At 60.7% G+C, this 10,251-nt stretch carries 10 protein-coding genes; all 10 read right to left on the bottom strand.

Features of this window, described 5'->3' with window-relative positions; genetic code table 11:
- On the bottom strand, positions 1–899 hold an 899-nt coding region (locus EOA24_RS15555; RefSeq protein WP_189353955.1), incomplete at its 3' end, for an FAD-dependent monooxygenase.
- Positions 900–1,179: 280 nt separating this feature from the next.
- Positions 1,180–1,524, bottom strand: coding sequence for a hypothetical protein (locus EOA24_RS15550; RefSeq protein WP_126057793.1), 345 nt, complete (start codon positions 1,522–1,524; stop codon positions 1,180–1,182).
- A 612-nt stretch (positions 1,525–2,136) separates the two neighbouring features.
- A complete protein-coding gene (ccoS, locus tag EOA24_RS15545) occupies positions 2,137–2,292 on the bottom strand; it encodes a cbb3-type cytochrome oxidase assembly protein CcoS (RefSeq protein ID WP_081714250.1) in 156 nt (51 codons plus the stop codon).
- A 5-nt stretch (positions 2,293–2,297) separates the two neighbouring features.
- On the bottom strand, positions 2,298–4,571 hold the full coding sequence (locus EOA24_RS15540; RefSeq protein ID WP_126059322.1) for a cation-translocating P-type ATPase: 2,274 nt from the start codon (positions 4,569–4,571) through the stop codon (positions 2,298–2,300).
- Entirely contained in the window at positions 4,568–5,065 is a 498-nt protein-coding gene (locus tag EOA24_RS15535) for a FixH family protein (protein ID WP_126057792.1), read from the bottom strand. Before EOA24_RS15535 ends, EOA24_RS15540 begins: the two co-directional genes overlap by 4 nt.
- On the bottom strand, positions 5,062–6,621 hold the full coding sequence (ccoG, locus tag EOA24_RS15530) for a cytochrome c oxidase accessory protein CcoG (protein WP_126057791.1): 1,560 nt from the start codon (positions 6,619–6,621) through the stop codon (positions 5,062–5,064). Before ccoG ends, EOA24_RS15535 begins: the two co-directional genes overlap by 4 nt.
- Before the next feature lie 166 nt (positions 6,622–6,787).
- Positions 6,788–7,651: a cytochrome-c oxidase, cbb3-type subunit III gene (ccoP, locus tag EOA24_RS15525; protein WP_126057790.1), complete on the bottom strand. Its 864-nt coding sequence runs from the start codon at positions 7,649–7,651 to the stop codon at positions 6,788–6,790.
- 2 nt (positions 7,652–7,653) lie between these two features.
- On the bottom strand, positions 7,654–7,803 hold the full coding sequence (locus EOA24_RS15520; protein WP_024502864.1) for a cbb3-type cytochrome c oxidase subunit 3: 150 nt from the start codon (positions 7,801–7,803) through the stop codon (positions 7,654–7,656).
- Positions 7,804–7,814: 11 nt separating this feature from the next.
- Positions 7,815–8,546 (bottom strand): cytochrome-c oxidase, cbb3-type subunit II, encoded by a 732-nt coding sequence (gene ccoO, locus EOA24_RS15515; protein WP_126057789.1) that lies wholly within the window; start codon positions 8,544–8,546, stop codon positions 7,815–7,817.
- The gene (ccoN, locus tag EOA24_RS15510) at positions 8,546–10,165 is read right to left on the bottom strand and encodes a cytochrome-c oxidase, cbb3-type subunit I (RefSeq protein WP_126057788.1); all 1,620 of its coding nucleotides are present in this window, start codon (positions 10,163–10,165) and stop codon (positions 8,546–8,548) included. The genes ccoO and ccoN overlap by 1 nt, the downstream gene beginning before the upstream one ends.
- Between the last annotated feature and the right edge of the window lie 86 nt (positions 10,166–10,251).

Raw genomic sequence — 10,251 nt, 5'->3', positions numbered from 1 at the left:
GTCACCGGGTGCATGCCGATGGCAGCGTCGCCGATGAGTGCGGCGCTCGGCGCCCGGAATTTGTGCGCCCAGGTCGTGACCAGCGGATAGGTGTGGCGCTTGCTTGCCAAGGTCATTTTTCCAAGGCGCCCTCGACACCGTTTCGTCAACTCCGACAGGAACAAATCATCATCGAAGGCAAGCAGTCTATAGGCCTCGTTTGAGCGCAATGTGAGCAGCAGCGACGACATGCCCTCCGCGAGGGGCAACATCGCTATCGTCTGATGGTGATCGAACCATTCGATGGCGATCTGGTGGTGGGCGCGCTCGTGCCTCACTCGGCAAATCAGCATCGAGTGGCCAAGCCGGTTGATATCGGCGCCGATGCCTAGCAGATCACGCGTGGCGGACAAACGCGAATCCGCGGCAACAACCAGCCGAGCAGTTAAACGCGCGCCATTAGAGAGCGTTACGACTGCTCCTTCTTGGCTGTTTGTTGCATCGACGACCGAGTGGCCGCACAACAGCCGGGCGCGATCCTGCAAGCGGACGATTTTGAACAGCGCCTCGCGGATCCGGCAATTTGGAACCAAAACCCCCAGCGGTTCTCCAGAGTTGCTGGGAGGATCGAAACGAAGAGCGAATGCGCTCGAGCCGTTGAGCACGCGCGCGCCTTGAAGTGCTGATTTGTCCGAAGCCGGGATGACATCCCAGGCGCCGAGCTCGCGAAGGGTTCTGATCGAAGCGTTGGTCAGCGCGATTTCGCGACCATCGAAAGCCGGATTCGCCAGACTATCGAATGTGTTCTGTTCAACAACTGCCACCTTGAGTTCGCTTTGGGCAAGCGACGCAGCGAACGAAAGGCCGACCGGGCCGGCTCCAACGACAACGATGTCAAAATTATCGTCAGAGCCCATCAGCGTGCCGCCATCCGGTCGCCTATCCTCGTGTAACGGTGGAACTGAGCCGAGTGACATGAGCTCCGTGGCCGCCGCATTGCCTAAAGGCGCTGGGCCGGGAGATTCGCATCGATCGGCAACGAAGCACTCAAAGCGCTCAGAGGTGGATGCGGCTAACCGATCCCGCCCTTTGGCCGCGCAGCCGCGCAGATCGCCGCCAGCAAGCGAGACACTCGCGACGCTGGTCAGCCACGGCCGCGCCGCATCGATCGCCACATTCCACCTGGAACCCTTGCGCATACTACTCACGCTCCACGACGTCGAAGCGGGCTCTCTTGCGAGGGTATCGAACGTAGCGCTCTCTCTCGTCATCCCAGCCAAGGTAGCGGAAACTTTTATCCACGACCGCGCATATCTCATCAAGAACCTGCTGCATGGCTTCGATGTCGATGTCCTTGCAATTCAGTCGCCGATAGAGCAAAGCCCACGCGGCGACATAGTCGTCGAAATAGCGCGCGTCACTCGAACCAATGATCAACTTCGGACGGTTGATCGATCTCGAAAACGCACGTCCCAACCCCGATGATGCTCCGCAGCACGTTGACATCACGAGGATCTTCGGCGCTGGATGCGAGCCCTGGAACATTTCTACGAAGTCAGCCCAAAGAAGGCCACTTTCGACGCACACAACCCATCAAAGGCGAAAGCTGTTGATCGGCCCCCGTGTCCGCGCAGCCACGCGGATGGTCAGCCAGCAAGCGAGATACACACGACGCCGGTCAGCTAATGGCTGCGCCGTAAGCACAAGGCATGGCCGACCACACGACAGAAAACCCAGAACCGTGAAGGTGCTGATAATGACGACCAATCTTTCCGTAAGTCATGCATTTCTCCGTCGAAGACTGGTCAATAGAACACACCGATGAGTATGACCCTGATCTGGATCAGCCAGACATGACCAATCGGCACTGGCGGTTCACGGTCAGGTGATCGACCGTGACGTTCCACTTTGGAACCCGTGCGCACATGGCCAAGCTCTCGTCCGGCCACGCGAGGTACTCTCGTGGCATCAGCCGCCTCATACTGGGTGCAATGGGAGGCAGTCCTTCGCACGACAGAGGCTTTTCACAAATGTAGTGTGCAGCTTAGGTCAAGATGGTCATGGAGCATGGAGCATGGAGCATGGACAGCTTGTTCCCGACCGAGCCGGCTCGACTGACGAGCGCGATCCGCGCATCTTATGCACAGCGGATTGAAATCAGCGTTCCGGTTTGTCGTCCCGATCAATTAGTATCCGCTCGGCGGCTCCGTCGAGATCTTCGTATTGACCGCTTCGCAATGCCCAGACGAAGCCGGACACACCCAGTGCACCCAGAAAAAGGGCCACTGGTATGAGATAGAGCAACGTCGTCACGAGGATTATGCCGAATAGCTGACTGCGGAGCGTCCGACTTTTTGAATAACTTGCAGCGTCGCATTCGCCCCGAAGCCGTGCAAGCGCAATGCGTTTCCAATAACAAGCACCGATGAGGCAGACATGGCAATCGCCGCTAACAAAGGCGTGGCGTGCCCGAGGATGGCGATTGGTACTGCCACCGCATTGTAGACGATCGCAATCGCGATGTTCTGGCGGATCAGGTGTCCCGCCTTGCGCGAGACGTCCAGCGCGAGAGGCACTGCCAGAAGGCTTTCGCGCAGGAATACGAAGTCGGCGGCATTGCGGCCAATGTCGGCGGCGGTAGCTGGAGCGATCGAGACATGCGCCGCGCTGAGCGCCGGCGTGTCGTTGAGGCCGTCGCCAACCATCAGAACCTTGTGTCCGTCTTTCGCCAGGGTCTCGATGCGCTCGACCTTGCCGGATGGCAGCAGGCACGGAACGAAGTCCTTGACACCCAGCATTTCTGCGACTTCACCGCAGGCACCCGCAGTATCGCCCGACAGCATTTCCACTGACACCCCGGCATGGCTCAATTGCCCGATCGCCGCCTTGGCGTCTGCGCGCAGCGCGTCCTCAAAATCGAAGGTCGCGACAATGAACCCGTCTTTTGTCAGCACGGTTCCGCCATGTTTGCCTTCACCACCGGTCCGGGCTCTCCATCCAGCCCATCCGCGTCGGCCTAGCCGCCAGGTGCTTCCGGCTCCAGTGGCTTCGATTCCAAACCCTGGATGCTCGGTGACGGCATCAAATTTGTACTGCCCGCCGGGATGGGCAAAACCGGCTATGGCCTTTGAAAAAGGATGGCGGGAATGCGTAGCCATGTCTCCCGCGACTGCCAGCATGGCCGGATCGATCGACGATGCATTGACCAGCCGGGGCTGGCCGAGCGTGAGCGTTCCGGTCTTGTCGAACACCGCTGTATCAATCGTCGCCAGGCGCTCCATGGCAGAACCGTCCTTTACCATGATGCCGTTCTCAAACAGGCGCCGCGCGGCGACCACCTGAACGATCGGTACGGCGAGGCCGAGCGCGCACGGGCAGGTGATGATCAGAACGGCAATGGCGATGGTTATCGCCCGGTGCCAGTCGCCGGTCACCGCCATCCAGCCAAGGAACGTCGCGAAGGCTGTGAGATGAACCACCGGGGCATAGAGCGCTGAAACGCGATCGGCGATCCGGCGATAATGCGCGCGGCCGCCCTCTGCGGCTTCCATAAGACGAACCATTTCCGCCAGAAACGAATCCTTCGCGGCGGCTGTCGCCTCAATCGTCAGCGGGCCGGTAAGATTGAGCACGCCGGCCTGAACTGCTTCGCCCGGCGCCACGTTTTTCGGCGTGCTTTCGCCTGAGGCCAGCGAGCAGTCGAGATCCGACGTTCCCTGGATGATCTTGCCGTCGACGGGGATCCTCTCACCGGCTGCGATCAACAACCGCATGCCTGGTTCGATCTCGCCGACCGGCAAATAGTCGCGCGCGCCGTCGCTGCGCAGCACCATGGCGCCATGTGCGGCCAACTGGGACAGGCCTTTCACAGCGGTCCGGGCACGTTCGCGCATCACGTGATCCAACGTGCGGCCGATCAACAGGAAGAACAGCAGCGATACCGACGCGTCAAAATAGGCGTGATCGCCATGGTTGATCGTCTCGTAGAGGCTCATGGCGTAGGCGAGCGAAACACCGACCGCGATCGGCACGTCCATATTCATGCGGCCATGGCGCAAAGCATTCCAGGCCGAACGGAAGAAGATGCCGCCGGCGAAGGCGAGGGCAGGAATGGCGATCAGCGCCGAGACCCAGTGAAACAGGTCGCGGGTAGCACCTTCGGCGCCGGACCAGACCGAGACCGAAAGCAGCATGATGTTGCCCGCCGCAAAGCCGGCAACCGCGACCGCGCGGATCAAATCCGATAACGTCCTGTCCTTGTCGCCGACCTCGGAAGGGAAGAGATGCGCCTGGTAGCCTAGCCGCCCAAGCGCGACGACGAACGGTGGGACCTCGTCACCACGCCACCGGACAGAGACCCGTTTCGTCGACAGGTTGACGCGGGCGCTCTCGACGCGATCGAGCTTTCCCAGCGCCGTCTCGATCGTCTGGATGCAGCCTGCGCAATGAACCGTCGGTACTGAAAGATCGGTCTGGTGAAGATCATCGCCAAGCGATCGGCTCGCCAGCCTGATCTCCTGGCTGGACGGCAGGACCGATCCGGTGTTGACCAGATCAAGCGCCATTTCGGCGCCCGGTGCACAACAACTCATTGCAGCGCTCCATTGGAAATCATGATCCGGCGGACGTCGCGATACGGTTTGTCCAGACCGGCGTCGGCGTCGACTTCGACAATCCAGACGCCGTCCTTCGGCATGTGCTGGGCTGCGAATTCCTGGCCCGAGGCGGGTGCGAGGGTGACCGACTTGTCCTCCTTCTCGTACGCGGGATGGCGAAACAGCACCTTGACGCCGTGCAAGGGAACCGGCTTGCCGGCGACGTCGGCGAGGCCATAGCGAACTTCGCCCCATGCGATGGTCAGCTTGCCGGTCCAGCCAAGTGCTGCCTGCGCCCGTCCTTCCTCGGCCTTCTTGTTGAATTGCTGGCTCGCCACATAGGTGTTTTCGACGACGAGGCCAGTCCAGCTTGTGCTGGCGAGCGTTGCCATGGTCAGATTGACTGCGATGACCACGCCGAAAAAGGCCAGGATGATGACCAGCATGTGCCTGCCGGTGAATTCACGAGGCTTTTGTACATTGGCAGTCATCTGAGGGGCTCCGGCGCGTTGAAGGTGGCGGTGTACTCGTTCGACTCAAAGCTGGCTCTGTCCTCGACGCGGAACTTGAAGGTCTGTGCCGGAGCGCGGATCTGGTCCGCCGGCTGGCGAACGAAGACCCTCAGCATTTTCAGGCGGTCGGGTTCGACCGGAATGGCGAAGGAACGGCCTGCGGGGATGTCGTCGCCGACGACGACCATGTCAGCGCCTTCAAGGCCCTGCATGGTTACGACGATCGTCCTCGGCTCGGGGATCATGTTGAGCAGCTTGACGGTATAGCCATTGCGGATGGATCCGTCGGTCAGCGTGACGAACTGGGGATTGCGATCATGCAATACGTTCAGTTCGAGCCGATCGCGCGTCAGCAGCGAATAGAGCAGGCCGAGGCCGATCAGCGACCACAAGCCCATGTAGACGTAGGTGCGCGGCCGAAAGATCTTGCGGATGTGAAAATGCGCCACCTTGTCGGAGAACAGGCCATCAGCGGTCCTGATCAGCGATGGATTGACTGAGCTGGACCCGCCTGCAGTCGCCAGCATCATGTTGGCGTTGTAGTCGGAGAGCGTCGCATAGGCGATCAGCCCACGCTCCTTGCCGAGCTTGTCCATGACGCCGTCACAGGCGTCGATGCAGAGCGCGCAAGTGATGCATTCGAGCTGCTGGCCGTCGCGAATGTCTATCCCCATCGGGCAGACCGCGACACAGGCATTGCAGTCGACGCAGTCGCCCACGGGCTGGCCTGCGGCCAGCACCTTCTTGGCGTGGCGCGAACGCGGTTCGCCGCGCCAGTCATTGTAGGTGACAGTGAGGGAATTTTCATCGAGCATGGCCGCCTGGATGCGGGGCCACGGGCACATATAGGTGCAGACCTGTTCGCGCATCAGACCGCCGAACGTGTAGGTGGTAGCCGTCAGGACGGCGACAGTGATGTAGGCGACGGGCGCCGCAGTGCCGGTGAAGAGCTCGCCGAGCAGCGTCGGTGCATCGGCAAAGTAGAAGATCCAGGCGCCGCCAGTCGCCGCCCCTATGACCAGCCAGATGGTGTGCTTGGACACACGCAGCATGAGCTTGCGCGCGGTCCAGGGACCTGCGTCAAGTTTCATGCGGGCGTTGCGGTCCCCCTCGATCGCACGTTCGACGACGAGGAACAGATCGACCCACACCGTCTGAGGGCATGCATAGCCGCACCAGGCACGGCCGACAGTCGAGGTGATCAGGAAAAGACCGACGCCCGCCATGACCAGGAGGCCGGCCACATAGAAGAATTCCTGGGGCCATATCTCGATGAAGAAGAAGTAGAAGCGCCGGTTCGCGAGATCGAGCAGGACTGCCTGGTCCGGGGCAAATGGACCGCGAGCCCAAGGCAGCCACGCAGCCAGGTAGTAGATGCCAAGTGTGATCGTCATCACCAGCCATTTGAAGCGACGAAAGTTGCCCGAGGCGCGCTTCGGAAAGATCTTTTGACGCGCGGCATAAAGCGGCTTGCGGGTTTTGGCGGAATTGACAGTTTCTGTTTCGAGCCGTGTCAACTGCGTCTTATCACGCATGTGCAACTCCACTTTCCCAGCCAATGTCAGGGGCACCTGTCGTAAAGCCTCGCGGTAGGATAGCCTTGCCGGGTTGTGCAGATCGCATTAGGGATGGTGTCGAGGCCCGGCTCACGCCGGGCCTCGTCCGCTTGGCAGGGGGGACCGAAGAATAGGACTTCCATTCCTATTCTCCGCCGCCAAGCGAATGGACATAAACTGCAAGTTCCTTGACCTTGATCTCGCCGAGACGGCCAACCCAGGCCGGCATGACGCCCTGTTTTGGCGCACGGACCTGTGCGGCGATGGCTGTCTCACCGGATCCATAGAGCCAGATCGCATCGGTCAGGTCGGGGGCGCCGAATTCCCTGTTGCCTTTTGCATTGTCGCCGTGACAGGCGACGCAGTTCTCGGCAAAGACCTTGGCGCCGGGTTGGATCAGACTTGCATCGCGGACCTTGCCGGAAAGGCTGGCCACGTAGGCGCTGACTTGTGCGATCTGGTCGGCGGTAATGATGTCGCCGAAGGCCGGCATTTCCGACAGGCGCGTGTCCGGATCGGATGCGAAGCGGATGCCGTGCGTAATCGTCTGCTGGATCTGCTCGGCCTTGCCGCCCCATAGCCAGTCGTCGTCGTTGAGATTGGGAAAGCCCTTGGAACCTTGGGCGCCGGAGCCGTGACATTGTACGCAATTGACCTTGAAAGCGGCGCCACCGGCGGCGATTGCGAATTCGCGCAGGCCGTCGTCCGCGGAGATCTCCGAGACGCTCTTGGACTCCACCGCCGAGATATATTTGCCCTTGGCGGCCTCAGCCGCAGTCAGCTCGTTCCTGACCTCGTTGCGGCTGGAATAGCCGAGCACACCCTTCGTCGCCGAGTGCAACAGAGGCCATGCTGGATAGGCGATGGTGTAGCCTATCGCCCAGACAATGGTGACGTAAAAGGTGATAACCCACCATCTGGGAAGCGGGTTGTTCAGCTCCCGGATGCCATCCCATTCGTGGCCGGTGGTCGAGACGCCAGAGATTTCATCGATATGCTCGTCGCTCATGATCACTCGTCCTCGAGCGGAATGCGGGCCGCTTCGTCGGCCAGCCTTCGGCTGCCGGGGCGTAGGGCAAAGGCGATGCACCCCACGAAGAACAGCGCCATCGCAACCAGGCCCCAGCTGTCGGCAAACGCCCGCATCAAATTGTAGGTCATCAGCGTTCTCCTCAGCGGTAGCCGGCGGCTTCGTCGTAATTTTTGAAGTCGACCAGTGTGCCAAGCATCTGCAGGTAGGCGAGCAGGGCATCCATTTCGGTGACCTGTTGCGGGTTGCCGTCGAAGTCGCCGATCTTGGCTTTTGGGTAACGCGCCTCAAGGCCTGATGTGTCGGCATTGGGATCGGCCTGCGCCGCCAGATCCGCATTGGCGTGGACGATCATGTCATCGGTGTAAGGGACGGCTACAAGCCTGTTGGCGACCAGATGCGTTGAGAAATCCTTCACGTCGATCGGCGTGTCTTTCAGGAACCCATAGCTCGGCATGATCGATTCCGGCACCACCGAGCGCGGGTCGGTAAGATGCGCGACATGCCATGCATTCGAGTAGCGGTCGCCAACTCTGGCGAGATCCGGCCCGGTGCGCTTCGATCCCCACTGGAAGGGGTGATCGTACATGGACTCGGCAGCTAGGCTGTAGTGGCCATAGCGCTCAACTTCGTCGCGGAACGGCCTGATCATCTGGCTATGACAGAGGTAGCAGCCCTCGCGCATATAGATGTTGCGCCCGACAAGTTCGAGCGGCGAATAGGGGCGCATGCCTTCCACCTTCTCGATCGTATTGTCGAGATAGAAGAGAGGCGCGATCTCGACGATGCCGCCGACCGTCACCACGAGCAGCGAGCCAACGAGAAGAAGCGTGGCGTTCTTCTCGATGATTGCGTGTTTGTCCATCAAGCCCATTACCTGGCTCCTGATCGCGCAGGTCGGATGGCGACGGGGCTCGGCATCGGCTCCTCCTCGCGCTGGTGGCCGAGGATGGTCCTGGTGATGTTCCAGGCCATGATCAGCGCGCCGGAGAGGTACATGGCCCCACCGATGGCGCGCATGACATAGTAGGGGTGCATGGCGGCGACGGTCTCGGCGAAGGAGTAGACCAGGAAGCCCTGCTCGTCGTATTCGCGCCACATCAGGCCCTGCATGACGCCGGATACCCACATCACCGCGGCGTAGACAACGATACCAAGTGTCGCCAGCCAGAAATGCCAGGTGACCAGCCGCAACGAGTAGAGCCGTTGCCGGTTCCAGAGCTTCGGCACCATGTAGTAGATTGCGCCGAACGAGATCATGCCAACCCAGCCGAGCGCGCCCGAATGGACGTGGCCGATCGTCCAGTCGGTATAATGCGACAGCGAATTGACCGCCCGGATCGCCATGATGGGGCCTTCGAAGGTCGACATGCCATAGAAGGCGACGGCCATCACCATCATGCGTATGATCGGATCGGTGCGCAGCTTGTCCCAGGCGCCGGACAGCGTCATCAGGCCGTTGATCATGCCGCCCCAGGACGGCATCCACAGCATGATCGAGAACACCATGCCGAGCGTCTGCGCCCAATCGGGCAAGGCGGTGTAGTGCAGGTGATGCGGCCCGGCCCAGATGTAGAGAAAGATGATCGCCCAGAAATGGACGATCGACAGCCGGTACGAATAGACTGGCCGGTTCGCCTGCTTGGGCACGAAATAATACATCATGCCGAGGAAGCCGGCGGTGAGAAAGAAGCCGACCGCGTTGTGGCCGTACCACCATTGCGTCAAGGCGTCCTGGACCCCTGAAAAGGCGGAGTAGCTCTTGGAGCCCAGGAACGAGACTGGTATGGACAGGTTGTTGACCACATGCAGCATCGCGATGGTGACGATGAACGACAGGTAGAACCAGTTGGCCACGTAGATATGCGGTTCCTTGCGCTTCAGGATCGTGCCAAGGAACAGAATGAGGTAGGCGACCCAGACGATGGTCAGCCAGACATCCACATACCATTCGGGTTCGGCGTACTCGCGGCCCTCGGTGATGCCGAGCAGGTAGCCGGTCGCGGCCATGACGATGAACAGCTGGTAGCCCCAGAAGACGAACCAGGCCAGATCACGGCCGAAGAGGCGGGCGCGGCAGGTGCGCTGCACGACATACAGAGACGTGCAAAGCAGCGCGTTGCCGCCGAAGGCGAAGACGACACCGGATGTGTGCAACGGCCGCAAACGACCGAAATTGAACCAGGGCTGGATGTTGAGATCGGGGTAGGCGAGCTGCAGCGCGATCACCACGCCGACCAGCATGCCGACGACACCCCAGAACACGGTGGCGATCGCGCCGTAGCGGATCGGACCATCCATGTAAGCGGATGGGTCAATCGGAGCTGCTGGCTTGAACTCCGTGTTGCGCAACAGGATCGCAGTGAAACCAGCCACTGCGAAGAACAACACCCACATGTGTCGGCGGAAAGGTTCATCCACGCCGAAGCCGGCGGCCACCAGGGCCGCAAAAGCGAACACGCTTAGAAGGACGATCTCTGTGCCGAATTTCATTGCAGATCCCGATCTCGAATCTGGTGGATGCCAAATCCGCAGCGCACTAATCGCGCAGCCGCCGCCCCCTCGCCCTGATCTATGTC

This window comes from Mesorhizobium sp. M2A.F.Ca.ET.039.01.1.1 (assembly GCF_003998035.1).
In the GTDB taxonomy this organism is placed as follows: domain Bacteria; phylum Pseudomonadota; class Alphaproteobacteria; order Rhizobiales; family Rhizobiaceae; genus Mesorhizobium.
This window is presented reverse-complemented; position numbering and strand designations above follow the sequence as displayed.

Excerpts from the sequence above, each read along its gene's own strand:
- EOA24_RS15550 (WP_126057793.1), bottom strand. The coding sequence starts at position 1,524 with ATGTTCCAGGGCTCGCATCCAGCGCCGAAGATCCTCGTGATGTCAACG.
- EOA24_RS15540 (WP_126059322.1), bottom strand. The coding sequence starts at position 4,571 with ATGAGTTGTTGTGCACCGGGCGCCGAAATGGCGCTTGATCTGGTCAAC.
- EOA24_RS15535 (WP_126057792.1), bottom strand. The coding sequence starts at position 5,065 with ATGACTGCCAATGTACAAAAGCCTCGTGAATTCACCGGCAGGCACATG.
- ccoG (WP_126057791.1), bottom strand. The coding sequence starts at position 6,621 with ATGCGTGATAAGACGCAGTTGACACGGCTCGAAACAGAAACTGTCAAT.
- ccoP (WP_126057790.1), bottom strand. The coding sequence starts at position 7,651 with ATGAGCGACGAGCATATCGATGAAATCTCTGGCGTCTCGACCACCGGC.
- EOA24_RS15520 (WP_024502864.1), bottom strand. The coding sequence starts at position 7,803 with ATGACCTACAATTTGATGCGGGCGTTTGCCGACAGCTGGGGCCTGGTT.
- ccoO (WP_126057789.1), bottom strand. The coding sequence starts at position 8,546 with ATGGGCTTGATGGACAAACACGCAATCATCGAGAAGAACGCCACGCTT.
- ccoN (WP_126057788.1), bottom strand. The coding sequence starts at position 10,165 with ATGAAATTCGGCACAGAGATCGTCCTTCTAAGCGTGTTCGCTTTTGCG.